This is a genomic window from Mesorhizobium sp. LNHC221B00 (assembly GCF_000502935.1).
GTDB classification, from domain to species: domain Bacteria; phylum Pseudomonadota; class Alphaproteobacteria; order Rhizobiales; family Rhizobiaceae; genus Mesorhizobium; species Mesorhizobium opportunistum.
Map to the genome: position 1 here is coordinate 89,416 of NZ_AYWR01000013.1, position 25,845 is coordinate 115,260.

The window sequence follows — 25,845 nt, forward strand, 5'->3', positions numbered from 1 at the left end:
AACTGTCCGGTTTGAACGCTTGAAGGGGCTTTGTGCCTGTGCGATAGGCACTCCACAAAGCAGAAGATCTTGCGGAGAGCACGCACATGGCGGGTGGACAGGGCCTGATGGCCGGCAAACGCGGCCTTATTCTCGGCGTCGCGAACAACAGGTCGATCGCCTACGGCATCGCCAAGGCGTGCGTCGACCATGGCGCGGAAATCGCGCTGACCTATCAGGGCGAGGCCTTCAAGAAGCGTGTCGAGCCGCTGGCGGCGGAACTGGGCGCCTTTGTCGCCGGCCATTGCGACGTCACCGATCCAGCGAGCCTCGACGAGGTTTTCGCCAATGTCGCCAAGCATTGGGGGGGCAAGCTCGATTTCCTCGTCCATGCCATCGCTTTTTCCGACAAGGACGAGCTGACCGGCCGCTATGTCGAGACGACGCGCGACAACTTCCTGCGCACCATGGACATTTCGGTCTATTCCTTCACCACCATCGCCAAGCGCGCCGAGGCGCTGATGACCGATGGCGGATCGCTTTTGACGCTGACCTATTACGGCGCCGAGAAGGTGATGCCGCACTACAACGTCATGGGCGTAGCCAAGGCAGCACTCGAAGCCAGCGTGCGCTACCTGGCCGTCGATCTCGGCTCCAAGAAGATCCGCGTCAACGCCATCTCCGCCGGCCCGATCAAGACGCTGGCCGCTTCCGGCATCGGCGACTTCCGCTACATCCTGAAGTGGAACGAATACAATTCGCCGCTGAAGCAGACAGTCACGCAGGAAGAGGTCGGCGATTCCGGCGTCTATTTCCTGTCCGACCTGTCCCGTGGCGTCACCGGCGAAGTGCACCACGTCGATTCCGGCTATCACGTTGTCGGCATGAAGGCGGTCGACGCGCCTGATATTTCGACGGTCAAGGACTAATTCCCTCCGACCATCCTCCGCCCAGGCCCAGGCCCGACCTCCGGAAGACCTGATGTACCCGCTGGCTTATATCGTGCGCCACGGCCAGACCGCGTGGAACGCCGAGTTCCGGCTGCAAGGGCAGGCCGACACCGATCTCAATGCCCTTGGCCGCGAACAGGCGACCGGAAACGGCCGTCGGCTGGCCGAACTTGTCCATGATCCGGAGAATTTCGATTTCGTCGCCAGTCCGATGAAGCGGACGCGCGAAACGATGGAGCGCATCCGCGCCGCGATGCAGCTCGATCCGGACGCCTATCGGATCGATCCCCGCCTCGTCGAAGTCAATTTCGGCGATTGGCAGGGATCCACCTTCGCCGAACTCGAGACCCGATATCCCGGCGCAAGCAGGACGCGCGCTTTGGACAAATGGAACTTTCAGCCGCCGGGGGAAGGCGCCGAGAGCTACCGAATGCTGCTCGAGCGGGTCAAACCCTGGTTCGATGCGCTGAACCGGCAAACCGTCTGCGTGACGCATGGCGGCGTCATGCGCACCTTGTTTCGCCTTGTGCTCGATATGGCCGAGGACGAGGCAGCGAACCTGGAGATACCGCAGGATCGCGTGCTCAAGCTCGAAGGCAAGAGCATGGAGTGGCTATAGATCACTTGATCTCTACTGCATGTCGCTCAAAAGTGGCCCCGGTTTTGGGAGAACGAAATGCTTAAAAGCAAAGAACCAAAGCGCGTCGCCTGAATCCGTTCAAACGCAACGCGCTTTAGTTCGTGTCGCTGTCCGGCAACTGCATATCGGTGACGACGTTTTCGCCATTGGTCACATCATAGGCGATCACGATGTCCATGCCCGGCTTCAGCGCGTCGAGATCGGTCTCGGCATTCAGCTTGTAGGATTTCCCGTCGTCCAGCGTCAGCGTCAGCGCGTCCTTGTCGATCTTCTTGATCAGGCCTTCGGTCTGGCCGGCGAAAGCAGCGGTGGAAAGCAGCAGCGTGGCGGCAACAGCGCCAATCAGGGTACGCATCATCGTCCTCTTTGGTCATTGCGCCGGCACGGTGGCGGCGGATCCTCAACGGCGAATGGAGCAGAGCAGAAACCAACCGAATGTGTCAAAACTAAATCCATCGGATCACAGTTTGACCCCTGTGGAAAACGCCAATAGAAGGCAGGCTTCAACCGGCTCGGCTGCCGATCAGGGCACTTTTCCATGTCTCACAACACGTTCGGCCATCTTTTCCGTGTCACCACCTGGGGTGAAAGCCATGGCGCCGCACTCGGCTGTGTGGTGGACGGCTGCCCGCCCGGCATCCGCTTCACCCGGCTGGAGATCCAGGCCGAACTCGACAAGCGCCGGCCGGGCCAGTCGCGCTTCGTCACCCAGCGCCGCGAACCCGACGAGGTGAAGGTGCTGTCGGGTTTCGTCCTCGACGAGGACGGCGAGACCATGATCACCACCGGCACGCCGGTCTCGATGCTGATCGAAAATGTCGATCAGCGTTCGAAGGACTATGGCGAAATCGCCCGCCAGTACCGGCCTGGCCATGCCGACTACACCTATGACGTCAAATACGGCATACGCGACTATCGTGGCGGCGGTCGGTCCTCGGCCCGCGAGACGGCCGCGCGCGTGGCGGCCGGCGCGCTCGCCCGCAAGGTGGTGCCAGGGATGGTGGTGCGCGGTGCGCTGGTGTCGATGGGTGAAAAGTCCATCGATCGCGCCAACTGGAACTGGAACTTCATTGGCGATGCGGAAAATCCGTTCTTCACGCCCGATCCCGCTTCCGTTCCCGTCTTTACCCAGTATCTCGAGGGTATCCGCAAGGCCGGTTCCTCGGTCGGCGCGGTGATCGAGATCGTCGCCGACGGCGTTCCGCCAGGGCTCGGCGCGCCGATCTATGCCAAGCTCGACCAGGACATTGCGTCGGGTCTGATGTCGATCAACGCCGTCAAGGGCGTCGAGATCGGCAACGGCTTCGAGGCCGCCCGCATCACCGGCGAAAAGAATGCCGACGAGATGCGCATGGGCAATGACGGCAAGCCGGTGTTCCTGTCCAACAATGCCGGCGGTATCCTTGGCGGCATCTCGACGGGCCAGGCGATCATTGCCCGCTTCGCCGTCAAGCCGACTTCGTCGATCCTGACGCCGCGAAAGTCGATCGACAAGGACGGCAACGATGTCGAGGTGATGACCAAGGGCCGCCACGACCCCTGCGTCGGCATCCGCGCCGTGCCGATCGGCGAGGCGATGGTTGCCTGCGCCATCGCCGATCATTATCTGCGCCATCGGGGACAGACGGGAAGGGAGTAGGCAGTAGGCAGTAGGCAGTAGGGAATAGGCAGTAGGCCTTTTTTTCTTTCCCCTACTGCCCTATTGCCTACTCCCTATTCCCCGCGAGCGAAGCGAGCATTCCATGCCTTACGACCAGAAGAAGATCGTCGAAGCCCTGCGTGCCTTCGAACGCGGCGAGATCGTCGTCGTCATGGACGATGACGGGCGCGAGAACGAGGGCGACCTGATCGTCGCCGCCGTTCATTGCACGCCGGAGAAGATGGCCTTCATCGTGCGCAACACCTCCGGCATCGTCTGCACGCCGATGCCGCGCGAGGAAGCCAAGCGGCTCAACCTGCAGCCGATGGTCGCCGACAATGATTCGGCCCATACCACCGCCTTCACCGTCAGCGTCGATTTCAAGCACGGCACCACGACAGGCATTTCGGCCGACGACCGCACGCTGACCGTGCGCAACCTTGCTAACGGCAATGTCGGCGCTTCCGATTTCGTCCGCCCCGGCCACATCTTTCCGCTCATCGCGCGCGAAGGCGGCGTGCTAATGCGCTCCGGCCATACCGAAGCGGCAGTCGACCTGTGCAAGCTCGCCGGCCTGCCGCCGATCGGTGTGATCTCGGAACTGGTCAATGACGACGGCACCGTCAAGCGCGGCCCGCAGGTCGCGGCCTTTGCCGAGGAGCATGGTCTCAAGCAGGTGTCGGTCGCCGATCTCATCGCCTATCGGCAACGCAAGGAAACGCTGGTCGAACGCGTGGCCTGCTCGGAGATCGACACACTCGGCGGCAAGGCGCAGGTCTTCACCTACACACTGCCCTGGGATTCCATGCATCATGTCGCCGTGGTCTTCGGCGACATTCGCGATGGGGAAGAGGTGCCGGTGCGGCTGCATTCCGAGGATGTGGTGACCGACGTCTTCGGCACCAGCCACCGGCTGGACGCCATCATGAAGACGATGGGCGAGCGCAAGCGCGGCGTCATCGTCTATCTGCGTGAGGGCTCTGTCGGCGTCGCGCACCAGGAGCGCAAGCGGCCGGCGAGCGGCGAGCGCGAGGACCATGAGGAGGCCCGCCGCCGCGAGAATGAATGGCGCGAAATTGGCCTTGGCGCGCAAATCCTCAAGGATCTCGGCATTTCGTCGATCAATTTGATCGCCTCGCGCGAGCGCCACTATGTCGGCCTCGAAGGTTTTGGCATCCATATCGCCAAGACCGAGATCATCTGAACTGCCAGTGATGATAGCGCCCGGTCCGTTCAAACCGGGCGCTTCGTGGATTATTCAGCAGGAACGACCGCCGCTTCGCATCCATCCAGTTCGCAATTGTGGATGGCTAGGCTGCTTTGCCCAAATAGCACCGTGACCAGTGCAATGGTGCCTGATGCCACCGAAACCCAGAACCCGTTCTGGGCGCCGAACGCATCCACCACCGCGCCGGCGGCGAACGACCCCAGCGCCATGCCGATGCCGATGCCTGTCATCACCCAGGTGATCCCCTCGGTCAGCATCGCTTCCGGCACATGCCGTTCGATCAGGCCGAACGCCGTGATGAAGGTCGGCGAGATCGCGACGCCGCTGATGAAGACGGTCAGCGCCAGCAGCGGCACGCTGTCGGCGGTGAGCGGCAGCAGCGTGCCGAGCGCGACCAGGGCGACGGCGATGGCAAGTTGGCGTTGCAGCGGCGCCTTGAGGTTGAGCGCGCCGACGACGATGCCCAGCGCGAACGATCCCAGCGCATAGACGCCGATGACCAGGCTCGCGGCACCCGGCTGGCCGAGTTCCTTGGTGATCGCCACGGTGCTCACTTCCGTCGTGGCGAACGTCGCGCCGATGGAGATCAGGGCGAAGGTGATGATCTGCACCGGCCGCAGGCGGATCGCCGAACCGCTGGAGCCATGAGCCACCGGTCGCACTTTCGGCTCGGTCGATCGCTGCAGGACGAAGGCCATCGATCCGACGGCGAGGAACAAGGTGCTCGCCAGCATGCCCGCCTCCGGGAACAGGCCGGCACTGAGGCCCACCGACAGGGATGCTCCGGCGATATAGACCAATTCGTCCGCCGCCGATTCGAAGGCGAACGCGGTGTTCATCTGAGGCCGGCCCCGGAAAATCTCGGTCCAGCGCGCCCGCACCATTGCCGGCATGCTGGGCATGGCGGCCGCCAGCAGCGCCGACACGAACAGCGTCCATATCGGCCAGTCTTGATTGGCCGATGCAATCAGCATGAGAAAAGCAAGCACGGAGATGATCGTGGTGGGCACGACAATTGGGGTCTGGCCACGACGGTCCACCAGCCTTGATATTTGCGGCGCCAGGAAAGCGTTGGCCAGCGCGAATGTCGCCGAGACGGCGCCCGCCAGCCAGTACTCGCCGCGTGTCTGCGACAGCATCGCCACGATGCCGATCGGAGCCATGGCAATCGGCAGGCGCGCCATGAAGCCGGCAGTTGCAAAGCCCTTGGCGCCAGGGGCGCGAAAGATTTCCGAATAGGGGTTCTGCATGATCCTGTTCCTCGACAAAGGACAATTCGACAATTACATACGAAGCGTATGAGTGTTAGGTAGACCATACGCCGCGTATGTCAATTGGCATACGAGACGTATGTGAATAGAGCCAGACGGAATGCACAAACCACGCAAGGAGATGATCGCGCAGACGCGCGCCAAGCTGATCGCCGCGGCCCGCCAGGCTTTCGGCACCATTGGTTACGCCGAGGCCTCCATGGATGATTTCACCGCGTCGGCCGGGCTGACGCGCGGCGCCCTCTATCACCACTTCGGCGACAAGAAGGGACTGCTGGAGGCGGTTATCGCCGAAATCGACGCCGAGATGGCGGCTCGGGTGAATGAGGTCGCATCGAGAGCGCCGAACCGCTGGCAACACTTCGTCGACGAGTGCACGACCTATATCGAAATGGCGCTGGAGCCGGAGATCCAGCGTATCATGTTCCGCGACGGTCCGGCCGTGCTGGGCAATCCGGCACAGTGGTCGAATGCCAATGCCTGCGTCGGTTCAATGACCGATCATCTGACCGCGCTGCAGGGGGAGGGGGTGGTCGTCCCGAGCGTCGACCCCGAGACCGCCGCACGGCTGATCAACGGCGCCAGCAGCCAGGCGGCGCAGCGGATCGCCAATTCGAACGATCCCGAAGCGACATCGAGGAAGGTGGTGGCGGCGTTCAAGCAACTGCTCGAAGGCCTGCTCAGGAAACCGGGTTCGCAGCCGCACTGAAATCCCGTCCGCGGTCCGGCGACCCACCCACGATTGACAATCTTCGGGCCGAGCGCATCCTCTCCCTCCATCTCTGAGGGGGATTCGGGGCATGTGGGATTTCGATATCGGCAGGTCGGTGTCCATCATGATGCGGACCTGGCCCTTCATTGTCTTTCGCATGATCGTCTATTTCGGCATCACGCTGGCCTACATCATGGCGACCGGCACCGGTGCCTCGGTCGGCTATGGCGTCGGCCATATCTCCACAGATCCCGACGGGCCGATGTCCTTTGCCCTATGGGGCGGCGTGGTTGGCTTCGGCGTCGTCTCGATCGCCGTCTACTGGATCCGAGAATACATCCTCTACGTCGTCAAGGCCGGCCATATCGCCGTCATGGTCCATCTGATCGACGGCCAGGACGTCCCCGGCGGCCAGAACCAGATCGCCTATGCCAGGCAAGTCGTGACCGAGCGGTTCGCCGAGGCCAATATCCTTTTCGTCGTCGACCAGTTGGTCAAGGGCGCCATTCGCACTGTCACCGGCCTGCTCGGTAGCATCGCCGCCTTCCTGCCGATTCCGGGCCTGAGCGGTCTTGTCTCCTTCATCAACACGGTGATCCGCCTGTCGCTGACCTATGTCGATGAGATCATCCTTGGCTACAACATCCGCATCAATTCGTCCTCGCCATTCGAGACGGCGCGGCAAGGCGTTGTGCTCTATGCCCAGAACGGCAAGACCATGGTCAAGAACGCCGTCTGGCTGGCGGTCATCATGTGGGGCGTCTCTTTCGTCATCTTCTTGGCTATGCTGGTTCCTGCCGCCGCAATTCTCTTCATCATGCCGGGGCAACTGGCTGGTTGGGCCTTCGTGCTCGCCATCGTCTTTGCCTGGGCGTTCAAAGCGGCTTTCATCGAGCCCTTCGCCATCGCTTGCCTGATGCAGGTCTATTTCAAGACCATCGCCGGCCAGGTGCCCGATCCCGCCTGGGACGCCCGGCTCGCCGAGGCCTCGTCGAAGTTCAGGGAACTCAAGGACAAGGCGCTGGCCTCCTTCGGCGGCTCGCGCTGGGACACGGCGGGCGCGACACGCTGATTGGCCGGGCTTGCCGGCGCGGCATCGACGGCGTTGAGGCGTGCCACCGCCGATTTGAGCCGCACCTCGCCCTGACCGCAAAAAGTCTCGCTCATGATCAATTCGGGCAGCGGCAGGCGTCGGCCCCAGCCATGCGTTTCAAGGTCCGGTTTGGGCGCAAATTCGGAGACCCGACCGACGCAGAGATAGGCGACCGGCGTTACGTGATCGGGAATGGACAACAGGCTTTTCAGCGCCCCGGCCTCGATGATGCTGACCCAGCCGACGCCGACGCCCTCGGCGCGCGCGGCCAGCCAGAAATTCTGCACCGCGCAGACCGTGCTGTAGAGGTCCATTTCCGGATTGTGCCAGCGTCCCAGCGGTGAGCCCTGCGAGCGTTGTCGGTCACAGGTGATGCAGATGTTGAGCGCGCTTTCGCAGATGCCTTCCAGCTTGAGCTTGCGGTAGAGCGCCTGCCTTTCCTGTTCGATCGCCGGCAATTCCTGCTCGCGCGCGGCGAGGAACAGGTCGCGCACCTCCGCTCGTCGTGCGGCATCGCGAATGACGATGAAGTTCCACGGCTGCATGAAGCCGACCGATGGCGCGTGATGGGCGGCAAGCAGCAGCCGCGCCAGCACCTCATCGTCGAGCGCGTCGGGCAGGAAATGGCTGCGCACGTCACGCCGCGTGAACATGGCGCGGTAGACCGCGTCTCGCGCCATCTGGTCAAATCCGTCGCTACCATGAGCGGTCATGTGTTCCGGCATCGCTTGTCCCCTTGCGATTGCTATCGATGCCAGCCGCCTGACCATGCGGATGACGATGTCTGCCAGGCCGGTCTTCTGGCTTGGGATCAACCCGCGTCCGGTGCCTTCCCGTCATCGACAGTGGCATTTACCGGCGCGGTCCCCCTCACAGCGTTGGGCACGCCACGGGATTCAACCGTGTTCCCGATTCTCCCGCTTGCGGCGGGCACCAGGCAGTGTCGGCGACCTTACGCCGAACCGCCCGGGGCGCCAATCCCCGCAGCGACGCCAATGGACGCAGACGTGATTTTCCCCAGCGATCGAGCCGCGATGCATGGCCATCGCGGCGCCGGGGCACTAGATAGGGAGCATGGCCACTCGTCTCTACACGCATCCGATCTTCCTCGAACACATCACGCCGCCTGGCCACCCCGAGCGGCCGGATCGCTTGCGCGCCATCGAGCGCGTGCTCGACGACGAGGCCTTTGCCGCGCTCGATCGTGTCACGGCGCCGGAAGGTGACGAGGCCACCATCCTCTACGCGCATCCCGCCGATTTCGTCGCCCGCGTGCGCGCCGCCATCCCTGACCAAGGCATCGCCCGGATCGATGCCGACACCACCGCCAGCCCGAAGAGCTGGCAAGCGGCGATCGCGGCGATCGGCGCCGCCAATGCCGCCGTCGACGATGTCTTTGAGGGCCGCGCCGACAATGTGTTCATCGCAGCGCGGCCTCCCGGCCACCATGCCGAAAAAACCACGGCCATGGGCTTCTGCCTCTTCAACACGGCGGCCATCGCCGCGCGTTATGCGCAGAAGAAGCATGGCGTCGAGCGCGTCGCGGTCGTCGACTGGGACGTGCATCACGGCAACGGCACGCAGGACATTTTCTGGGATGATCCCTCGGTGCTCTATTGCTCGACGCATCAGATGCCGCTCTACCCCGGCACCGGCGCGAAAAACGAGATCGGCGCCGGCAATATCGTCAACGCGCCGCTGGCGCCGCAGACCGGCAGCGAGGTGTTTCGCGATGCCTTCCTGTCGCGCGTGCTGCCGGCGCTCGACAATTTCGCGCCGGATTTGATCGTCATTTCCGCGGGCTTCGATGCGCACCACCGCGACCCGCTGGCCGAGATCAACCTGACCGAGGACGATTTCGACTGGGCGACCGGCCAGCTGATGCAGCGTGCCGCGCGCCACAGCGGCAACCGGCTCGTCAGCCTGCTCGAGGGCGGCTACGATCTGCAGGGATTGGCATTTTCGGTCGCCGCCCATGTCGGGCGACTGATGAAAGGATGAACGATGGCTGGTGAGACCAACGAAGACGTCAAGGCGATGAGCTTCGAACAGGCACTCGACGCGCTGGAGAAGATCGTCGATGATCTGGAGCGTGGCGACGTGCCGCTCGACCAGTCGATCAAGATCTATGAGCGCGGCGAGGCGTTGAAGGTGCATTGCGACCGGCTGCTGAAGGCCGCCGAGGATAAGGTCGAGAAGATCAGGCTGTCGCGCGACGGCAAGCCGGTCGGGACGGAGCCGCTCGACGCGGACTAAAGCAATTCCAGGAAAAGTGTGAGCCGGTTTTCCGTCCGGAATTGCGTTAAAACAAAGAGATAGAACCGCTCTTGGCGCGCGGTCTCACCGGTTTTTGGACACGATCATGACTAAGGATAGAGTTCGTCCCGATTGAAACGGCTCCAGGACAAGAGGAGATACGGAAGCGATGTGCAGAAACATCAAGACCCTGTTCAATTTTGATCCGCCGGCAACCAACGACGAAGTCCGCGACGCGGCACTTCAGTTCGTCCGCAAGCTGAGCGGAACGACGCGGCCCTCGAAGCAGAACCAGCACGCGTTCGACCATGCGGTCGAAGTCATCGCGGCATCGGCGCGCGAGCTTCTCGATTCGCTTGAAACCAACCAGCATCCGCGCAATCGCGAAGAGGTTGCGGCCAAACTGCGGGCAAAGGCGGCGATCCGCTTTGCCTGATGTGGCCAGGGCGGTCCTTGGCCGCTGACAAGGAGAGTTCATGAGCTTCTTCCCCGGGGAGGATCCCGAAGCCGGCGACGCCTTCGCAAGCGACCAGATCGAGCTGATGGTCATCCCGAATGCCAAGGACATTGGCGGCTTTGAAGTCCGCCGCGCCTTGCCGACCGCCAAGAGACGGCTGGTCGGTCCGTTCATCTTCTTCGATCGCATGGGCCCGGCCATCCTGCGCGCCGGCCAGGCGCTCGATGTCCGCCCGCATCCGCATATCGGCCTGTCGACGGTAACCTATCTGTTCGACGGCAAGATCCGCCATCGTGATTCCCTCGGCACCGAAATGGTGATCCAGCCCGGCGACGTGAACCTTATGACCGCCGGCCGCGGCATCGTGCACTCCGAGCGCACGCCGGAAGAACTGCGCGGCGCGCCGATGTCGATCTCCGGCCTGCAGACATGGCTGGCGCTGCCCGACAACAAGGAAGAGGTGGCGCCGGTGTTCGAGAACACCGCTGTCTTGCGGCTTCCCGATATCGACGCCGAAGGCGTCAACGGCCGCATTGTCATCGGCGATTTCCAGGGACTGCGCTCCCCGGTGCGCACCGACTCGGAGACGCTCTACGCCGATCTCAGGCTAGCGCCGGGCGCCAGCGTGAAAATCCCGGCCGATGCGGAAGAACGCGCCATCTATACGCTGGAAGGCGAGGTCTCGATTTCGGGCGATATCTTCCCGGCCGAACGTCTCTTGGTGTTCCGTCCCGGCGACGAGATCATCGTATCGTCTCAAACCGGTGCGCATTTCATGCTGTTCGGCGGCGCCTCGCTCGGTTCGAAGCGGTATATCTGGTGGAATTTCGTCTCTTCGTCCAAAGAGCGCATCGAACAGGCCAAGCAGGAATGGAAGACGGGCCGCTTCGATATCGTTCCAGGAGATGAAGAAGAGTTTATTCCGCTGCCCGAAAGCTGAAGAAGGTCGGCGAGGGGACCTGATCGATCCGCGTCACCGACACGCATTTACTTTCGCCGGCCGGCGGCCTATCCCGCCGTTGAACAGAAAGCCCGAGCACCCGTGAACGCAACGCCGCATACGCCGCTTCTCGACAAGGTCCGTATTCCGGCGGACCTGCGCGCGCTTGACGAGAGCGAGCTGCCGCAACTGGCGTCCGAACTTCGCCTCGAACTGATCGATGCCGTGTCTCGCACCGGCGGTCACCTGGGTGCCGGCCTCGGCGTGGTCGAACTGACGGTGGCGCTGCATTATGTCTTCGACACGCCGGATGACCGGCTGATCTGGGATGTCGGCCACCAGGCCTATCCGCACAAGATCCTAACCGGCCGCCGCGACCGCATCCGCACGCTGCGCCAGGAAGGCGGTCTGTCCGGCTTCACCCGCCGCGCCGAGAGCGAATACGATCCCTTTGGCGCTGCCCATTCCTCGACATCGATATCGGCTGGCCTCGGCATGGCCGCCGCACGCGACCTCTCCGGTGGCCGCAACAATGTCATCGCCGTCATCGGCGACGGCGCCATGTCGGCCGGCATGGCCTACGAGGCGATGAACAATGCCGGCGCGCTCGATGCCCGTCTCATCGTCATCCTCAACGACAACGACATGTCGATCGCCCCGCCGACCGGCGCGATGAGCGCCTATCTGGCGCGGCTTGCCTCCGGCAAGGCCTATGCCGGCCTGCGCGACTTCGGCAAGAAGCTGACGTCCTACCTAGGCAAGCGCGCCGACCGCGCGATTACAAGGGCGGTCGAGCATGCACGCGGCTACGTCACCGGCGGCACGCTGTTCGAGGAGCTCGGCTTCTATCACATCGGCCCGATCGACGGGCACAATCTGGAGCATCTGATCCCGGTCCTGAAAAACGTCCGCGACAATGGCGAAGGCCCGGTGCTGATCCATGTCGTCACCCAGAAGGGCAAGGGCTATGCGCCGGCCGAAGCCGCCGCCGACAAATATCACGGCGTCAATAAGTTCGACGTCATCACCGGCACGCAGGCCAAGGCGCCGGCCAACGCGCCGGCCTACACCAAGGTGTTCGCCGAAAGCCTGATCCAGGAGGCCCGCGAGGACGACCGCATCGTCGCCGTCACCGCCGCCATGCCGAGCGGCACCGGCCTCGACCTGTTCGGCGAGGCGTTCCCGGCCAGGACCTTCGATGTCGGCATTGCCGAGCAGCATGCGGTCACCTTCGCGGCCGGCCTCGCCACCGAAGGCTACAAGCCGTTCGCGGCGATCTATTCGACCTTCCTGCAGCGCGCCTACGACCAGGTCGTCCACGACGTCGCGATCCAGAAATTGCCGGTGCGTTTCCCCATCGACCGCGCCGGCTTCGTCGGCGCCGACGGCGCCACCCATTGCGGCGCTTTCGACATCACCTTCCTGGCAAGCCTGCCGGGTTTCGTCGTGATGGCGGCGGCCGACGAAGCGGAGCTGCGCCACATGGTCCGCACCGCGGCGAGCTATGATGACGGCCCGATCGCCTTCCGCTATCCGCGCGGCAACGGCGTCGGCGTCGACATGCCGGAACGCGGCTCGGTTCTTGAGATCGGCAAGGGCCGCATTATCAGGGAAGGCACCAAGGTCGCCCTGCTGTCCTTCGGCACGCGTTTGCAGGATTGTTTGGTCGCCGCCGAGGAACTCGGCGCGGCCGGGCTTTCCACTACGGTCGCCGATGCTCGCTTCGCCAAGCCGCTCGACCAGGATCTGATCCGGCGGCTCGCCCGCTCGCACGAGGTTCTGGTGACGGTGGAGGAGGGGGCAGTGGGCGGCTTCGCCAGCCACGTGCTGCAGTTCCTCGCCCATGAAGGATTGCTGGAAAGCGGCCTCAAGGTGCGCCCGCTGGTGTTGCCCGACACCTTCACCGACCACGCCAAGCCGGAAAAGATGTATGCCGATGCCGGTCTCGATGCCGACGGCATCGTGCGCACCGTGTTCACCGCGCTGGGGCATACGGCCCACGCCCAGCGCGCCTGACTCGACATATCAAGCGCTTGAATCGGTTTGCCGGCTTGATTTCATAACCCATTGTTAACACTGTCGTTTGGCGTTTTGCTTACCGTGTCTCCTAGCCGTTTTTCAACGGCGCCCTGCTACATCGGAGCCAGGCAGGGAGACAATGGGAATGAAGACGCTTCTGTGTGGCGCGGCTTTTCTGGCCGTCATCGCGGCACCCGCGGCGGCCGAGACCAGCTATGACCGCAACCTCGAAAAGGCGGCTGTGGGCATTGTCGCCGGCAAGATGGGCGATATCAGGGGCGGCTTTTCCTACAAGCAGGTGCCGCAATTGGTGGTCGTGCCGGACCCCGCGCCTACACCCCCGGCTGAGCATCCGCGTGAACAAGCTTCAGGGGGGCGGGGCGACGGCCTGTCTCCAGCCGTCGACCGGCAAGTGCCCCGTACCATATTCTAGAACCACATGTCGCGTACGCAGCGGCCGTCTCGCGGCAGATCCTCAAAAGTGTCGAAGCCGTCGAAATGGTCGATCGGCAAGTCGGCGACGGCCTCGGGAGGCGCCAGCCGCACATTGACCGCGATGCGTGTTCGCCCGGGGGGCATCGTCGCGCAATCCGCGCCAGGCCAGCACGCAGGCGCAGGTCGGGCAGAACAGGATTTCGAGCGATGGCGTGTTCTTTCCGGCGCGCGTATAGCTGCCCGCCGGTCCCGATACGCGGATACGTTCGTCGACATAGTCATAGGCCCAAAGCACGCCGTAGCGACGGCAAAGCGTGCAGTTGCAGGCCGTGATCGGCCCGGGATCGCCTTCCAGGGTCCAGTGAGTTGCGCCACAGTGGCAAGTTCCTGTCAGCATTCGTTCTCCCCCGGGATGTTTCGACGACAGCTCTCCTCGACCACCATTTTGCCGGACCTGATGCGATGCATGCAAGCCGCGACGCGGCTCGATGCGTTCGCTGCACTTCCCTGTCTCGTCCAATGTCCTTGCCTTCGCTGCCGGCTTTCGCCATGAAGGCCAATGAATTCGCCCCTGCCAGCCAGTGCCCGCCAGCGGCTCGACGACCTGCTCGTCCAGCGCGGGCTGTTTGCCAGCCGCTCGCGGGCACGCGATGCGGTCGAGCGCGGCACGGTGACGGTCGACGGTGTTATCGCACGCAAGCCCGGTCAGAACGTCTCGCCGCAATGTCTTGTGACCATAGATGATCCGGCGCAAGGCTATGTGTCGCGCGCGGCGCTGAAGTTGCTCGGCGGCCTTGACCATTTCGGCCTCGACCCCGCTGGAAGCGAGGCGCTGGACGTCGGCGCTTCGACCGGCGGCTTCACCCAGGTGCTGCTCGAACGCGGCGCATCCCATGTCACGGCGATCGATGTCGGTCACGGCCAGATGCATGCCGATATTGCCGGGGATTCGCGCGTCTCCGTCGTCGAGGGACTGAACGCCCGCGATCTCACCGCTGCCGATCTTCACGGACGCATCCCGGATTTCATCGTTTCCGATGTCAGTTTCATCTCGCTGAAGCTGGCGCTGCCGCCGGCACTCGCCATTGCAAAATCCAGTGCGAGGGCGATCTTTCTGGTCAAGCCGCAATTCGAGGCGGGTCGCGAAGCGATCGGCAAGGGCGGTCTGTTGAAAGATCCCTTCGACGCCGCCCGTGTCGCCGGCCTGCTGCAGGACTGGCTCGACGCCGTCCCCGGCTGGCGCTCGCTCGGCCTGTATCTGTCGCCGATCGAAGGTGGCGACGGCAACCGCGAATTCCTGCTCGGCGGGGTCAAGGATCGATGAGCGCACGCTTCACCATCAAAAAGCTTGGCGCCCAGGGCGACGGCATCGCCGAAACCGAAAGCGGCGATCTGTTCATTCCCTTCACGCTGCCCGGCGAAACCGTCACCGCCGCGCGCGAAAGGGATCGCGCCATGCTGATGGCAGTGCTGGAGGCCTCGCCGCTGCGCATCGATCCCGCCTGCCGCCATTTCACCGAATGCGGCGGCTGCGCCCTCCAGCATTTCGAGGCCGAAGCCTATCGCCAATGGAAACGCGACAAGGTGGTCCACGCCCTGAAGGGCATCGATTGCGACGTTGGCGAACTGGTCGCCTGCGCGCCGCACACGCGCCGCCGTGTGGTGCTTGCCGCCCGGCGCACCGAGACAGGCATGCTGCTCGGCTTCAATCGCCACCTGTCGCCGGAAATCATTTCCATATCCGAATGTCCGATCTCGCTGCCCGAGATCGTCGCCGCGCTCGACCGGCTTAAGGCGCTCGCGGACTTGATCTGCGCCGCCACGAAATCGTTCCGGATGGCGGTGACCGTGACCGGTTCCGGCATCGACGTCGCCGCGCATGAATCCGGCAAGCTCGGCGAGAACCAGCGCCGCATCGCCTCCAATTTCGTCATGGCGCAGGGCTTTGCCAGACTGTCCATCGATGACGAGATCATCATCGAACCGCGGAAGCCCGTGGTCATGTTCGGCAGCGTCGCGGTTGCCGTGCCGCCCGGCGCCTTCCTGCAGGCTACCGAGGCAGCCGAACAGACCATGGCCGATATTGTCGGCGCCCATCTGAAGCGTGCCAAGAAAGTCGCCGATCTTTTCGCCGGCTGCGGCAGTTTTGCCTTGCGATTGGCCGCAAAGTCGGAAGTGCACGCGGTGGAAGGCGATGCGGCGGCCCTTTCTGCGCTCGACCGCGGATCGCGTTTCGCGACCGGCCTGAAGCGGGTGACGGGCGAGCGCCGCGACCTGTTCCGGCGGCCGCTGACATTCAAGGAGTTGAACGCCTTCGACGGCCTCGTCTTCGACCCGCCTCGCGCGGGCGCCGAGGACCAGTCGAAGCAGATCGCCCGCTCGGATGTTCCCTTCGTTGCCGCGGTGTCCTGCAACCCGGTGACGCTGGCGCGCGACCTGCGCATCCTGATCGACGGGGGCTACGCCTTGAAAAGCGTGACGCCGATCGACCAGTTCCTGTGGTCGCCCCATGTCGAGGCCGTCGCCTTGCTGGAGAAACCGAGGCGACGCCGGTAGTCCGATGCCGCTGGCTCGCGGAAATTTGTGAAGCCTGTGCTCTTTCGACGAAATTGCGCCCCAAAGCCGCCGCGTTGCGTCTCTTTATTTTTGCCCGGTTCGGGAAACATTGCGGCCCCTCCGGCGTTGTCAGGCTGAAGGGACGACGGATGGCGGATTGCAATGCGGACGCTTCATAAATTCGTTGGTCTCGTCGTCTTTCTCATCTTTTTCGCGGTCACCGCTGCGACCGGGGCGCTGGCGCAAGGTGAAAAGCGTCTGGCTTTCGTCATCGGCAATGGCGCCTACAAGGCCGGAGAACTCGCGACGGCCGCCAATGACGCCGGCCTGATCGCGCAGACATTGCAGGCCGCCGGGTTCGACGTGGTCGGCGCGCGTGACGTGGACCAGGACTCGCTGCGCGGCGCGTTCCGCGATTTCATGGGCAAGGTGTCCGCCGCCGGTCCCGACGCCGTCGTTTTCATTTATCTCTCAGGCCATGGCGTGCAGTTCGAGGGCGAGAACTACTTCCTGCCGGTCGATGTTCAGATCGCCAATCCAAACGATATCCCGCTTCAGGCGATGCGGATATCCGATATCACCAGGCCGCTGTCCGGATTGCCGACCAAGGTCAATATCGTCGTGCTCGATGCGGCGCGGCCAAATCCCTTCCCAAAGTGGAAGGAGCCGCTGGCCGGTGGCCTTGCCTTGGTCGATCCCGATCCGAACATGCTGATCGCCTTCAACGCCGCTCCGGGAACCGTCGCGCCAGAGGGCAAAGCGCCCTACGGAGCCTACGCCAAGGCGCTTGCCGAGATGATGCGCGAAGGCGGCCTGTCGCTACGGGACGTGTTCGACCGCACGCGCCTGCGCGTCAGCGAGGTTACGCAAGGCGGGGAACTGCCATGGAGCGCTTCGAAGATCACGGCGCCTTTCGTTTTCTTCGAACGCAGCGCGGATGCTCCTCCGCCGAAGGTTTCGGCCGCGGAGACCCGGGCGGCGCGAACCAGGCCGATCCGCGATTTCGACCCGCGTGACGCCTATGTTGCCGCCCTCGAGCGCGACACGATGCGCGGTTACGACGATTTCCTCGATGCCTATCCGCACGATCCGATGGCCAAGCGCGTACGCGCCATCATTGCCGCCCGGCGTGAGGCGATCACCTGGCGCGAGACCTGGATGACGGACACGCCTGAAGCCTACTGGTCCTATCTGGAGCGCTACTCGCGCGGCCCGCATGCTTGGGACGCGCGCCGCCGGCTGGAGCATTTCGACGCGGAGCTGGAACCACCGGAGAGCTTTGACGTCATCGTCTACGACGTGGCGCCACCGCCGCCCGAGGAAATTATCTATGTCGACAGTCCAGTAGTCTTTTTCGACGACTTCGATTTCGCGCCGCCACCGCCGATCACGGTGATCTTCCTGCCGCCGCCGCCGCCGGATTTCGTCGTGCTTGAGCCGCCGCCGCCGCCGGTCGATGTCTTCGTCTTGCCGACTCCCGTGTTCGTGCCGATACCCGTGTTCTTCAACCCGCCGCGCCACATCGTGCCGCCGCCGAACGACATCATCTTCAACAACATCCACAACACGACCGTCATCAACAACATCAACACGACGATCAAAAACGAGACCGATCAGGCCGCGCAGCCAAGTGCCGGTGTTCAGGGTGGCCGCACCACGGGCCGGCAGACGACCGGAGGCGCCGTTGGCGCCCGCGCGGATGCGCTGGCGGCCAGGGTCGCGCTGCCGCCGCCGCTGCAGAAGAAGGCGGCCATGTCCCGTCAGATCACCAATCAGCAACAGGGCGACCGGAAACAGGGCGGCCAGAAACAGGGCGGCGAGAAACAGGGCGGCGAGAAACAGCGCGTCATCGAGGGCCAGCAGTCCGGCACTGCTATTCCGCAGTCCGAGATCCGGTCCGCGACGGGCAAGCTTTCGCGCGACCATGCCCTGCCTGGAGCGAACGGCAAGAGGCTGCCGCTCGTCAACGGCAAGCCGGCACTCAAAGGTCGGAACTTACCTAGCGACCAGAACCTGCCTGGCGACCAGAACCTGCCTGGTGACAAGTCAAGGAAGCGTTTGAGCGAGCGGGGCGCGGCGGGTGGCAACAACCAGCAGGCCACTGGAAACGCCGGCGCCGCCGCTGCCGGCAAAAGCAATGAGCAGACCAGAGCCGGCAATGCCCAGGGCAAGAATCGCAAGCTCCGCAAGTTGCCGGCCGTCAATGGCATGCCGGCCGAGAACCAGCCGAGCGCGCGGGAGAAGTTCCGGAAGAACAATCCGAACGCCTTCTCCGATGAGAGCAGCGGCAGGCCGAAGAAGCTGAGCCGCAAGGACCTGTCAGCCGGCCGCTCTGTTTTCGAATCGGGTGATCAGGGCTCGACCGCAGCCAAAAAGGGCAGGAAATTCCGCAAGCTGCCGACCGTCAACGGTATCCCGGCCGAGAAGCGGCCGCGCGTTGAGGAGCGGTTCAGGAACAACAATCCGGACGTGTTCTCCGAGCGGAACAACGGCAGGCCGAGGAAGCTGATGCGCAGGGATTTGTCTCCCGGCCAGTCCATCGTCGAACCCGGCGAGCAAGGTTTGGCCAACAGGAGCGACAGGGACAGGAAGTTCCGCAGGCTGCAGAACGAAGAAGGGTCCGCCGGTGGCGAGGTCGACGTCCAGCGCAACTCCAAGGTCAACAGGCCGGACGAGAACGCGCAGCGCCGGTTCAGCCAGGAAAGGCAGAACGAGCAGGTGCTGCGGCCGCAAAGACAGGAACCGAAGCCGGAATTCCGAGAGCAGCCGAGACCTCAGATGCAGGAGCGGCGCTTGCCGCAGCCGCAGGAGTCCAAGAAGAAGCCATCTTGCGGGCAAGAGGGCCAGCCGTCCTGCAACCAATAGGCTGGTCGCAGCGGAAGCATTTCCAGGAAAAGGCTCATAGTTCGGCTGCTCGGTCTGAGAGCCTGGCGACACGTCAGGTTTTCGGAGTGCCGCCGCGCTGGTTGATCGACATCCAGATGTTCGGGTTCTGCTGCGACTGGCGTTTCAGGAAATAATAGCCAGTCGCGTTCCAGGGCCGGATTTCATCGGCCAGGTTGTCCAGGACGAGATCGCCCCTGTCGGTCTTCACCGTCAGGATGGTGTGGCCTTCATTGTGCAGGTCGCGAACCACCGTCATCAGCAGCGCCTGCCGGGGAAATCCCGCTTCCATGAGAAGCTTGCGCTTGTAGAGCGCGTAGATCTTGCAGTCGCCCTTGCCGTCCACCGGATAATCCCAGTGGTCCATCATCGTGCCCCAGTGTTCGTAGTTGCTGACCGGTTTGATGGCGCGGTTCGCCTTTTGGTTTATCCGCTTAAGGGTCCGCAGGTTCTGCGCGGTCAGCTTGACGCTCGTGGCCGGCAGGGCGGGCACCTTGCACTCATTCGGCTTGCGACGGCAGAAATCGACCCAGCCATAGGGAACGCTGGTGCGTCCTCCAACGGCGGCGGAGCGCAGGTCGATCGCGATCGGCTGCGCGTTCGTGGCCGGAACCGACGGCCGCTTGAACAATGTCGACTGCGCCGCGGAGGGGTCGACAGATAGCGATGTCGCACCGATCAACGAAACAAGGCCCAGAAGGAAGGAAGAGGTCAGGACGCCAGGGGAACGCAGCACTGCAAACACCACCGCAACGAGAAGACTGGCGACGAGTTAATGCGGAAACGCCGGCCAAGGCAATTGAACAATTAATAATTTGCTAACACGATCGTGTTCGGAGCCCGCTAGGCCTCTTGCACGCCGCCATGCCTTGCAGCCCGAGCAGACTTGACGAGTTTGCGGTCGAAGGTGGCAAATCCCGAGCAATGCGCGGACTTGCCGAGATGCAGTGCATCCGCGAAATCCATCCCCGTCTCGGCCAGATCGAGGGCGGATGAGACGGTGGTGGCATCCTCCATCTCGACAGTTGGGAGCCCGCCGAACGCCCGCAGAGCCCGCGCTACTTCGGCCTGTCCGTAACCATAGGCACTGCGCAGCACCCATTCGACTTCCAGGATCACCGTGGTGGTGGCAAAGACCGACTGACCGTCGATCAACTCTCGGGCGCGCGGCGATTGCTGCGGATGGTCGCTCGTCAGGTAACGAACGATGACATTGGTATCAATCGCGAGCATGGCGTCGCCGCGCCTCGGCAAGCACGCCCGCGTCCATTTCTTCAAGCGTCTTCGGTTTGCCGCTGCGGGGCAGGGAACCAAACACCTCTTCCGGGCGCGATTCGGCAAAAGCCGGCGCAGGCTTCAAAAGGACGCCCTCCGGTGTGTCCTCGACCTGCAGGCGCGTTCCGGCACCCCAATCCCTCCGCTTCCGGATTGCACTGGGCAGGATGACTTGTCCCTTGGTCGAGACAGTCGTTGTGAGTTTTTCGGAAGCGGCCATTGTGGCTTACCTCGTAAGACGAAGGTAAGATACGTCGCAGCCGAACCGAATTCAAGCCCTGAAAGCCGATCGGGATCGTGAAACGGCGCCCGCCCTCAAACCCGGGTGCCGCCGACCGTCATCTGGTTCATCCTGAGATGTGGTTGGCCGACGCCGACCGGCACGCCTTGTCCGGCCTTGCCGCACATGCCGATGCCATTGTCGAGCTTCATGTCGTTGCCCACCATCGAGACGCGGTGCATGGCGTCGGGCCCGTTGCCGATCAGCATCGCCCCCTTGATCGGCTGCGTTACCTTGCCGTTCTCGATCAGGTAGGCCTCGGTGCAGCCGAACACGAACTTCCCGGACGTGATGTCGACCTGGCCGCCGCCGAAGGAGACGGCGTAGATGCCGTTCTTGACGGAGGCGATGATCTCGTCGGGCTCCATGTCGCCCGCGGTCATGTAGGTGTTGGTCATGCGCGGCATCGGCTGGTGCGCGTAGCCTTCGCGCCGGCCGTTGCCGGTTGCCTTCATGCCCATCAGCCGGGCGTTCTGACGATCCTGCATGTAGCCGACCAGTCTGCCATCCTCGATCAGCACGTTGCGGGCCGAAGGCGTGCCTTCGTCGTCGACGGTGAGCGAGCCGCGCCGCTCGGGGATGGTGCCGTCATCGACGACGGTGACGCCCTTGGCGGCGACCTGCTGGCCCAACAGGCCGGCAAAGGCCGAGGTCTTCTTGCGGTTGAAGTCGCCTTCCAGGCCGTGGCCGACGGCTTCGTGCAGCATGACGCCCGGCCAGCCGCTGGAGAGCACGATGTCGAAGGTGCCGGCCGGGGCGGGGATCGCCTCGAGGTTGACCAGCGCTTGCCTCAGCGCCTCTTTTGCAGCGTGTTTCCAGCTGTCCTCGATCAGGAATTCGCCGAACGCCTTGCGCCCGCCCATGCCATAGGAGCCGCTCTCCTGGCGGTCGCCATCGCCGACCACGACCGAGACGTTGATGCGGACCAGCGGCCGGATGTCGCGCACCATCTGGCCGTCGGCGCGCACGATCTCGACATGCTGCCAGGAGGCGGCGAGCGAGGCGGTTACCTGGCGCACGCGCGGATCCTCGGCCCGCAGCCAGGCGTCGATTTCCTGCAGCAGCTTTGCCTTGGCCTCGAAGGAAGGCGAGGGGATCGGGTTCTCCTCGCCATAAAGATGGCGGTTGGTGCGGGCGGGTGCGGCGGCAAGCGTGCCGGAATAGCCGCCCTTGACGGTCGAGACGGCATCCGCCGCACGCAGCAGCGAGGCCTCGGACAGGTCGCTCGAATGGGCATAGCCGCTGGCTTCACCCGCGACCGCGCGCAAGCCAAAGCCCTGGTCGGTGTTGAAATTGGCGGTTTTGAGCCGGCCATTGTCGAACATCAGCGCTTCGCTCTCGCTGTATTCGAGGAACAGTTCGCCGTCATCGGCGCCGTTGATGGTCTCGGCGACGATCTGCTTGATGCGATCGTCTGAAATGTCGAATTGGCCGATCAGGCTGTTCATGGCGCGTCCATTCGTGGGAAGATTGCTGCTTTCCCCCGATGTAGGCGTGAAGCCGCGCCGAGACAATCGGCAATGGAGATCCATGTCGCCGAATGACAGCGTCCGCTCGATGCGGGCGCCGCTTTCTGGTCATGAAAAACGCGTCATACTCGCGGTTCTGTGCAAGAGGCCGGGATCAGGGCAGCGCGGCAAAACCATCGGCGAAACCCTTGAGGTCTACCGGGATGCCGATGCCTTCCTCAGGTGTCTGGAAGACGATGAACGTCGCCGATGTGCCGGTCTTCAGCGTGTCGAGCAGCGGCTTTTCGAGGATGACCTCGGCATAGCATCCGTCCTGGAAACAGCGCACGAAATAGGCGCGGCCGATATCCTTGCCGTCGACATTGAGGCCGAGCCCGTTCGGCAAAAGCACGCCAAGCGGCGCCAGCACGCGCAGGATCTCGGCCTTGTTGTCAGCGGTGCGCAGCACGACGACCGACAGGCCCATTTCCGGACGGTCCTCGGCGACGACGTTCTGCATCATCACGCATTGTTCCGAGGTGGCGCCGGCCGGCGTGTCGCAGATGATCGACCAGGCGCCATGCGTCGAGCGCACCGTGCCGCTCGGCTGGGCGGCGTTGGCCTGACCGGTGACGAACAGACCGGCCGCCGACAGGGCAGCGACAAGCATGGCCTTGACCAATGTGCTCGAAAGCCCCGGTCTCGTATGCCCCAGTCCTGAAAGCCAAGAGTTCATGACGGCTCCATTGCGAATCACGGCACTTTAAGCCGCGCCAATGCCAAGTAAAGGACGAGACCGCACGCGAACTGTCCCGAAACAGGCGATGCAGCGCTTTTCCCTGCCAATTTCGCCTGAATTACGACGCTCCCCGCGTCCTGCCGACATGAAGCGGGTGGCCTGCCGAACATACGCGTTTCGTCGTCGCGGCCGCTGCCCCGGAGGGGCCATGCCAGCCTGCGCGCAAAAATGCCGCACGGTTTCGGCCGCTCCTTTCTTGCGGAGGGAAAAAGAGTATGGTTTGAACCAGCTTGAGACTGTCGGGATTCCCGTCCCGGCATTGTTCGTTATTCTCGTTGGCATCGCCGCGAGGAACTGGGAGACGAAGAGGGCGATGAGAAATTTTCTAGCTAGCGCCAGGTTTCCAGCAAGTGCCAGGTTTCTGAGTGCCAGGTTTCTGAGCACTTGTGCCGCTGCCACGATTTTTGCCGGCACATCCGCCCGGGCCGATCAGCCGGTGGAATGGGAGACGACCTTCCAGGCGCCGGCGACCGACATGATGCGGCAGATCGAATGGTTCGGAAACTACACGATGTGGTTCATCGCCCCGATCACCATTCTGGTGCTGCTCCTCCTCGCCTATTGCATCGTGAAATTCCGCGCGAGTGTGAACCCGGTTCCCTCCAAGACCAGCCACAACACGCTGATCGAGGTGGTCTGGACCGTCGGCCCCGTCGTGGTCCTGCTTTGCCTCGCCATTCCCTCGTTCCAGCTCCTGACCGCGCAGTACACGCCGCCGGAAGACGCCAAGCTGACCGTCAAGGCCACTGGCAACCAGTGGAACTGGGATTACGAGTACCAGACCGACAACACGCTCTCCTTCAATTCGGCCATCCTCCAGGATGGCGATCGCGCCAAGGCGGGCAAGGAGGATCGCAAGGTCTATCCGCGTCTGCTCGCCGTCGACAACGAACTGGTGGTGCCGGTCAACACGATGACCCGCGTGCTTGTCACCGCGACCGACGTGATCCACTCCTTCGCCATGCCGTCGTTCGGCATCAAGATCGACGCCATTCCGGGACGCACCAACGAGACCTGGTTCAAGGCGGAGAAGGAAGGCCTTTATTATGGCCAGTGCTCGCAGCTTTGCGGCAAGGACCATGCCTTCATGCCGATCGCCATCCGTGTCGTCTCGGACGCGCAGTTCAAGACCTGGCTGGCTTCAGCCAAGACCGATCTGCCCGGCGCCAACAAGACGCTGATGGCCGAGGTCGACGGCCAGAACAAGGTAGCGGCCGCCGGCAATTGATGCCGCGGGTTAGCAAGATTTAGGGAACGGAGCCGAACATGGCAGACGCTGCAGCTCACGACGGGCACGACCACAAGCCTTATCACGGCTGGGTGCGCTGGGTTTATTCGACCAACCACAAGGATATCGGTACGCTCTACCTGATCTTCGCGATCATGGCCGGCATCATCGGCGGCGCGCTGTCGGTTGCGATCCGCATGGAGCTGCAGGAGCCTGGCATCCAGATATTCAGCGGTCTGGCGCAGATGGTCTACGGCATGAACGGTGACGCGGCGGTCGATGGCGGCAAGAGCATGTACAATGCCTTTGCCACCGCCCACGCGCTGATCATGATCTTCTTCATGGTCATGCCCGCGCTCATCGGTGGTTTCGCCAACTGGATGGTGCCGATCATGATCGGCGCTCCCGACATGGCGTTCCCGCGCATGAACAACATCTCCTTCTGGCTGCTGCCGCCGGCCTTCATCCTGCTGCTCACCTCGATGTTCGTGCCGAGCGCGCCGGGTGCCTATGGCGTCGGCGGTGGCTGGACGCTTTATCCGCCGCTGTCGACCTCGGGCCAGCCGGGGCCGGCCATGGATCTGGCGATCCTGTCGATCCACATCGCCGGTGCCTCGTCGATCCTCGGTGCGATCAACTTCATCACCACCATCTTCAACATGCGCGCTCCTGGCATGACGTTGCACAAGATGCCGCTGTTCGCGTGGTCGGTGCTTGTCACCGCATTCCTGCTGCTGTTGTCCCTGCCGGTCCTGGCCGGCGGCATCACCATGCTGCTCACCGACCGCAATTTCGGCACGGCCTTCTTCGCGCCGGACAGCGGCGGCGATCCGCTTCTGTTCCAGCACCTGTTCTGGTTCTTCGGTCACCCGGAAGTCTACATTCTGATCCTGCCGGGCTTCGGCATCATCAGCCATATCGTCTCGACCTTCTCGAAGAAGCCGGTGTTCGGCTATCTCGGCATGGCTTACGCCATGGTGGCGATCGGCGCCGTCGGCTTCATCGTCTGGGCGCACCATATGTACACGACCGGTCTGTCGCTCGACACGCAGCGCTATTTCGTCTTCGCCACGATGGTCATCGCGGTGCCGACCGGCGTGAAGATCTTCTCCTGGATCGCCACGATGTGGGGCGGTTCGATCTCGTTCAAGACTCCGATGCTGTGGGCGCTGGGCTTCATCTTCCTGTTCACCATCGGTGGCGTCACCGGCGTCCAGCTGGCCAATGCCGGCCTCGACCGCTCGCTGCATGACACCTATTTCGTGATCGCCCACTTCCACTACGTCCTGTCGTTGGGCGCGGTATTCGCCATCTTCGCCGGCTGGTACTACTGGTTCCCGAAGATGACCGGCTACATGTACTCGCCGGTGATCGCCAACACCCACTTCTGGGTCACGTTCGTCGGCGTCAACCTGATCTTCTTCCCGCAGCACTTCCTCGGCCTCGCCGGCATGCCGCGCCGCACCATCGACTATCCCGATGCGTTTGCCGGCTGGAACTATGTGTCGTCGATCGGGTCCTATATCTCGGCCGTCGGCGTGGTGATCTTCCTCTACGGCGTGTTCGAAGCCTTCCAGAAGAAGCGGATCGCCGGCGCCAATCCGTGGGGCGAGGGTGCAACGACGCTGGAATGGCAGCTGCCTTCGCCGCCGCCTTTCCACCAGTGGGAACAGCTGCCGAAGATCAAGTAAGGCGGCTGCCCGCTCGAATACGAAGCCGCCGGTCCGCCGGCGGTTTCGGCCAACGGAATAATGGAC

Annotated in this window: 24 protein-coding genes, 2 pseudogenes and 1 riboswitch; of the genes and pseudogenes, 17 read left to right on the forward strand and 9 right to left on the reverse strand. The window is 63.4% G+C overall.

Translation table 11 applies throughout. The features are described from left to right. Positions 1–86: 86 nt before the first annotated feature. Together fabI and X741_RS148985 are read left to right on the forward strand one after the other, a co-directional pair. Positions 87–908: an enoyl-ACP reductase FabI gene (gene fabI / locus X741_RS148990; RefSeq protein WP_023778671.1), complete on the forward strand. Its 822-nt coding sequence runs from the start codon at positions 87–89 to the stop codon at positions 906–908. Positions 909–960: 52 nt separating this feature from the next. After that, entirely contained in the window at positions 961–1,548 is a 588-nt protein-coding gene (locus tag X741_RS148985; RefSeq protein WP_023778672.1) for a histidine phosphatase family protein, read from the forward strand. A 115-nt stretch (positions 1,549–1,663) separates the two neighbouring features. Here the strand turns inward: X741_RS148985 and X741_RS148980 are convergent, their stop codons facing one another. Continuing rightward, positions 1,664–1,924 carry a DUF1344 domain-containing protein gene (locus tag X741_RS148980; protein WP_013896681.1) on the reverse strand — a complete coding sequence of 87 codons (261 nt, stop codon included), beginning with the start codon at positions 1,922–1,924 and terminating at the stop codon, positions 1,664–1,666. A 183-nt stretch (positions 1,925–2,107) separates the two neighbouring features. Here X741_RS148980 and aroC point away from each other — a divergent pair, with 183 nt between their 5' ends. Further along, on the forward strand, positions 2,108–3,208 hold the full coding sequence (gene aroC, locus X741_RS148975) for a chorismate synthase (RefSeq protein WP_023778673.1): 1,101 nt from the start codon (positions 2,108–2,110) through the stop codon (positions 3,206–3,208). Positions 3,209–3,311: 103 nt separating this feature from the next. Continuing rightward, positions 3,312–4,412 (forward strand): 3,4-dihydroxy-2-butanone-4-phosphate synthase, encoded by a 1,101-nt coding sequence (ribB, locus tag X741_RS148970; RefSeq protein ID WP_023764511.1) that lies wholly within the window; start codon positions 3,312–3,314, stop codon positions 4,410–4,412. 50 nt (positions 4,413–4,462) lie between these two features. On the opposite strand, the gene X741_RS148965 is transcribed toward ribB, so the two are convergent. Further along, complete coding sequence (locus X741_RS148965) at positions 4,463–5,686, reverse strand: MFS transporter (protein WP_023778674.1); 1,224 nt, start codon at positions 5,684–5,686, stop codon at positions 4,463–4,465. A gap of 121 nt (positions 5,687–5,807) precedes the next feature. On the opposite strand from X741_RS148965, the gene X741_RS148960 reads away from it, so the two are divergent. Further along, positions 5,808–6,416, forward strand: coding sequence for a TetR/AcrR family transcriptional regulator (locus tag X741_RS148960; protein ID WP_023778675.1), 609 nt, complete (start codon positions 5,808–5,810; stop codon positions 6,414–6,416). A gap of 91 nt (positions 6,417–6,507) precedes the next feature. Beyond that, the gene (locus tag X741_RS148955) at positions 6,508–7,491 is read left to right on the forward strand and encodes a hypothetical protein (RefSeq protein WP_023778676.1); all 984 of its coding nucleotides are present in this window, start codon (positions 6,508–6,510) and stop codon (positions 7,489–7,491) included. 116 nt (positions 7,492–7,607) lie between these two features. On the opposite strand, the pseudogene bluB reads toward X741_RS148955, so the two are convergent. Continuing rightward, a pseudogene (bluB, locus tag X741_RS1000000171070) lies at positions 7,608–8,282 on the reverse strand (5,6-dimethylbenzimidazole synthase); the annotation flags it as partial. A gap of 2 nt (positions 8,283–8,284) precedes the next feature. Beyond that, positions 8,285–8,465: riboswitch (cobalamin riboswitch) on the reverse strand. A gap of 121 nt (positions 8,466–8,586) precedes the next feature. On the opposite strand from bluB, the gene X741_RS148950 reads away from it, so the two are divergent. The 6 genes from X741_RS148950 (at position 8,587) to X741_RS148925 (ending at position 13,617) form a co-directional block, all read left to right on the forward strand. Beyond that, entirely contained in the window at positions 8,587–9,513 is a 927-nt protein-coding gene (locus X741_RS148950) for a histone deacetylase family protein (protein ID WP_023778678.1), read from the forward strand. 3 nt (positions 9,514–9,516) lie between these two features. Further along, positions 9,517–9,768 (forward strand): exodeoxyribonuclease VII small subunit, encoded by a 252-nt coding sequence (locus X741_RS148945; protein WP_013896673.1) that lies wholly within the window; start codon positions 9,517–9,519, stop codon positions 9,766–9,768. A 169-nt stretch (positions 9,769–9,937) separates the two neighbouring features. After that, positions 9,938–10,204, forward strand: a complete 267-nt coding sequence (locus X741_RS148940; RefSeq protein WP_023764504.1) for a DUF2277 domain-containing protein — start codon at positions 9,938–9,940, stop codon at positions 10,202–10,204. A gap of 40 nt (positions 10,205–10,244) precedes the next feature. Further along, a complete protein-coding gene (locus tag X741_RS148935; protein ID WP_023778679.1) occupies positions 10,245–11,165 on the forward strand; it encodes a pirin family protein in 921 nt (306 codons plus the stop codon). Positions 11,166–11,267: 102 nt separating this feature from the next. Then, positions 11,268–13,181, forward strand: a complete 1,914-nt coding sequence (gene dxs, locus X741_RS148930) for a 1-deoxy-D-xylulose-5-phosphate synthase (protein WP_023778680.1) — start codon at positions 11,268–11,270, stop codon at positions 13,179–13,181. A 148-nt stretch (positions 13,182–13,329) separates the two neighbouring features. Beyond that, positions 13,330–13,617, forward strand: coding sequence for a hypothetical protein (locus X741_RS148925; RefSeq protein WP_023778681.1), 288 nt, complete (start codon positions 13,330–13,332; stop codon positions 13,615–13,617). Here the strand turns inward: X741_RS148925 and X741_RS01000000166880 are convergent. Continuing rightward, positions 13,614–14,016, reverse strand: a pseudogene (locus tag X741_RS01000000166880) (GFA family protein). The gene X741_RS148925 and the pseudogene X741_RS01000000166880 sit on opposite strands and share 4 nt — an antisense overlap. A 162-nt stretch (positions 14,017–14,178) precedes the next feature. Between X741_RS01000000166880 and X741_RS148920 the strand changes: the two are divergent. From X741_RS148920 to X741_RS148910, 3 genes are all read left to right on the forward strand, one after another. Next, positions 14,179–14,943: a TlyA family RNA methyltransferase gene (locus X741_RS148920; RefSeq protein ID WP_023778683.1), complete on the forward strand. Its 765-nt coding sequence runs from the start codon at positions 14,179–14,181 to the stop codon at positions 14,941–14,943. Then, on the forward strand, positions 14,940–16,175 hold the full coding sequence (locus X741_RS148915; protein ID WP_023778684.1) for a class I SAM-dependent RNA methyltransferase: 1,236 nt from the start codon (positions 14,940–14,942) through the stop codon (positions 16,173–16,175). Before X741_RS148920 ends, X741_RS148915 begins: the two co-directional genes overlap by 4 nt. Positions 16,176–16,337: 162 nt before the next feature. Continuing rightward, positions 16,338–19,040 carry a caspase domain-containing protein gene (locus X741_RS148910; protein ID WP_023778685.1) on the forward strand — a complete coding sequence of 901 codons (2,703 nt, stop codon included), beginning with the start codon at positions 16,338–16,340 and terminating at the stop codon, positions 19,038–19,040. A 73-nt stretch (positions 19,041–19,113) separates the two neighbouring features. On the opposite strand, the gene X741_RS148905 is transcribed toward X741_RS148910, so the two are convergent. From X741_RS148905 to X741_RS148885, 5 genes are all read right to left on the reverse strand, one after another. Further along, positions 19,114–19,794 carry a transglutaminase-like cysteine peptidase gene (locus X741_RS148905; RefSeq protein ID WP_031250201.1) on the reverse strand — a complete coding sequence of 227 codons (681 nt, stop codon included), beginning with the start codon at positions 19,792–19,794 and terminating at the stop codon, positions 19,114–19,116. 107 nt (positions 19,795–19,901) lie between these two features. Then, the gene (locus X741_RS148900; RefSeq protein WP_023778687.1) at positions 19,902–20,291 is read right to left on the reverse strand and encodes a type II toxin-antitoxin system VapC family toxin; all 390 of its coding nucleotides are present in this window, start codon (positions 20,289–20,291) and stop codon (positions 19,902–19,904) included. Then, on the reverse strand, positions 20,278–20,553 hold the full coding sequence (locus X741_RS148895) for an AbrB/MazE/SpoVT family DNA-binding domain-containing protein (RefSeq protein ID WP_023778688.1): 276 nt from the start codon (positions 20,551–20,553) through the stop codon (positions 20,278–20,280). The genes X741_RS148900 and X741_RS148895 overlap by 14 nt, the downstream gene beginning before the upstream one ends. Before the next feature lie 95 nt (positions 20,554–20,648). Continuing rightward, positions 20,649–22,061 carry a metalloprotease TldD gene (tldD, locus tag X741_RS148890; RefSeq protein WP_023764493.1) on the reverse strand — a complete coding sequence of 471 codons (1,413 nt, stop codon included), beginning with the start codon at positions 22,059–22,061 and terminating at the stop codon, positions 20,649–20,651. A 175-nt stretch (positions 22,062–22,236) separates the two neighbouring features. Beyond that, positions 22,237–22,797: an invasion associated locus B family protein gene (locus tag X741_RS148885; RefSeq protein ID WP_031250202.1), complete on the reverse strand. Its 561-nt coding sequence runs from the start codon at positions 22,795–22,797 to the stop codon at positions 22,237–22,239. 259 nt (positions 22,798–23,056) lie between these two features. On the opposite strand from X741_RS148885, the gene coxB reads away from it, so the two are divergent. After that, positions 23,057–24,088 (forward strand): cytochrome c oxidase subunit II, encoded by a 1,032-nt coding sequence (coxB, locus tag X741_RS148880; RefSeq protein WP_031250203.1) that lies wholly within the window; start codon positions 23,057–23,059, stop codon positions 24,086–24,088. Between the two features lie 38 nt (positions 24,089–24,126). Next, on the forward strand, positions 24,127–25,779 hold the full coding sequence (gene ctaD / locus X741_RS148875; protein WP_023764490.1) for a cytochrome c oxidase subunit I: 1,653 nt from the start codon (positions 24,127–24,129) through the stop codon (positions 25,777–25,779). Positions 25,780–25,845: the final 66 nt, after the last annotated feature.

Excerpts from the sequence above, each read along its gene's own strand:
- fabI (WP_023778671.1), top strand. The coding sequence starts at position 87 with ATGGCGGGTGGACAGGGCCTGATGGCCGGCAAACGCGGCCTTATTCTC.
- X741_RS148985 (WP_023778672.1), top strand. The coding sequence starts at position 961 with ATGTACCCGCTGGCTTATATCGTGCGCCACGGCCAGACCGCGTGGAAC.
- X741_RS148980 (WP_013896681.1), bottom strand. The coding sequence starts at position 1,924 with ATGCGTACCCTGATTGGCGCTGTTGCCGCCACGCTGCTGCTTTCCACC.
- aroC (WP_023778673.1), top strand. The coding sequence starts at position 2,108 with ATGTCTCACAACACGTTCGGCCATCTTTTCCGTGTCACCACCTGGGGT.
- ribB (WP_023764511.1), top strand. The coding sequence starts at position 3,312 with ATGCCTTACGACCAGAAGAAGATCGTCGAAGCCCTGCGTGCCTTCGAA.
- X741_RS148965 (WP_023778674.1), bottom strand. The coding sequence starts at position 5,686 with ATGCAGAACCCCTATTCGGAAATCTTTCGCGCCCCTGGCGCCAAGGGC.
- X741_RS148960 (WP_023778675.1), top strand. The coding sequence starts at position 5,808 with ATGCACAAACCACGCAAGGAGATGATCGCGCAGACGCGCGCCAAGCTG.
- X741_RS148955 (WP_023778676.1), top strand. The coding sequence starts at position 6,508 with ATGTGGGATTTCGATATCGGCAGGTCGGTGTCCATCATGATGCGGACC.
- X741_RS148950 (WP_023778678.1), top strand. The coding sequence starts at position 8,587 with ATGGCCACTCGTCTCTACACGCATCCGATCTTCCTCGAACACATCACG.
- X741_RS148945 (WP_013896673.1), top strand. The coding sequence starts at position 9,517 with ATGGCTGGTGAGACCAACGAAGACGTCAAGGCGATGAGCTTCGAACAG.
- X741_RS148940 (WP_023764504.1), top strand. The coding sequence starts at position 9,938 with ATGTGCAGAAACATCAAGACCCTGTTCAATTTTGATCCGCCGGCAACC.
- X741_RS148935 (WP_023778679.1), top strand. The coding sequence starts at position 10,245 with ATGAGCTTCTTCCCCGGGGAGGATCCCGAAGCCGGCGACGCCTTCGCA.
- X741_RS148925 (WP_023778681.1), top strand. The coding sequence starts at position 13,330 with ATGAAGACGCTTCTGTGTGGCGCGGCTTTTCTGGCCGTCATCGCGGCA.
- X741_RS148920 (WP_023778683.1), top strand. The coding sequence starts at position 14,179 with ATGAATTCGCCCCTGCCAGCCAGTGCCCGCCAGCGGCTCGACGACCTG.
- X741_RS148915 (WP_023778684.1), top strand. The coding sequence starts at position 14,940 with ATGAGCGCACGCTTCACCATCAAAAAGCTTGGCGCCCAGGGCGACGGC.
- X741_RS148910 (WP_023778685.1), top strand. The coding sequence starts at position 16,338 with ATGCGGACGCTTCATAAATTCGTTGGTCTCGTCGTCTTTCTCATCTTT.
- X741_RS148900 (WP_023778687.1), bottom strand. The coding sequence starts at position 20,291 with ATGCTCGCGATTGATACCAATGTCATCGTTCGTTACCTGACGAGCGAC.
- X741_RS148895 (WP_023778688.1), bottom strand. The coding sequence starts at position 20,553 with ATGGCCGCTTCCGAAAAACTCACAACGACTGTCTCGACCAAGGGACAA.
- tldD (WP_023764493.1), bottom strand. The coding sequence starts at position 22,061 with ATGAACAGCCTGATCGGCCAATTCGACATTTCAGACGATCGCATCAAG.
- X741_RS148885 (WP_031250202.1), bottom strand. The coding sequence starts at position 22,797 with ATGAACTCTTGGCTTTCAGGACTGGGGCATACGAGACCGGGGCTTTCG.
- ctaD (WP_023764490.1), top strand. The coding sequence starts at position 24,127 with ATGGCAGACGCTGCAGCTCACGACGGGCACGACCACAAGCCTTATCAC.